Source organism: Candidatus Protofrankia californiensis, assembly GCF_900634765.1.
Taxonomy (GTDB): Bacteria; Actinomycetota; Actinomycetes; order Frankiales; family Frankiaceae; genus Protofrankia; species Protofrankia californiensis.
Genome location: NZ_CAAAFT010000230.1, coordinates 1,336 through 1,897 on the forward strand (window position 1 = coordinate 1,336; position 562 = coordinate 1,897).

The 562-nt window shown below is 60.5% G+C and carries 1 protein-coding gene; it reads left to right on the top strand.

Features of this window, described 5'->3' with window-relative positions; genetic code table 11:
- On the top strand, positions 1 to 275 hold a 275-nt coding region (locus DD1DGNOD_RS12515), incomplete at its 5' end, for an IS3 family transposase (protein ID WP_206443127.1).
- Positions 276 to 562: the final 287 nt, after the last annotated feature.

Genomic DNA, 562 nt, shown 5'->3' on the forward strand with positions numbered 1-562 from the left:
CCAGAATGCGCACTGTGGAGCGGGTACCCATCACGATACGTAAACTTAACTCGATCTTCATGGCTTTCGCGCAAACCGTCACCGAGTCGTTCTTCGCCACCCTCGAATGCGAACTCCTCGACCGAACACACTTCGCCGCCCACAACCAGGCCCGCGCCGCCCTGTTCGACTTCATCGAAGGTTTCTACAACCACCGTCGCCGTCATTCGACCATCGGATACGTCAGCCCTCACGAGCACGAGGAAGGGTTCAACCGGTACAGTAGTGCCGCATAGCCGTCAAAGACCCGCTGTGTGAACGGAACCGGGACAGCTTCAGACAGCTGCCTTCACTGAGCTCGCACTGACGATCTGAGCACCCGCCCGACGCAGGCCAACCGTGTCTTGCCTCCGCCTAACGCAACAGAGCCGCCGGGAGACCGCCTATCGGATCGAAACCATGACCAGTCGCATTGTGCACCTCGTGGTGCTCGATGCGATCTTCGTGCTGATCACGTTGCAGCACAGGCAGTCCCAGGACGCACTGGCCGCCACCGGCGACGTCCTGACCGAGCACCGCATCT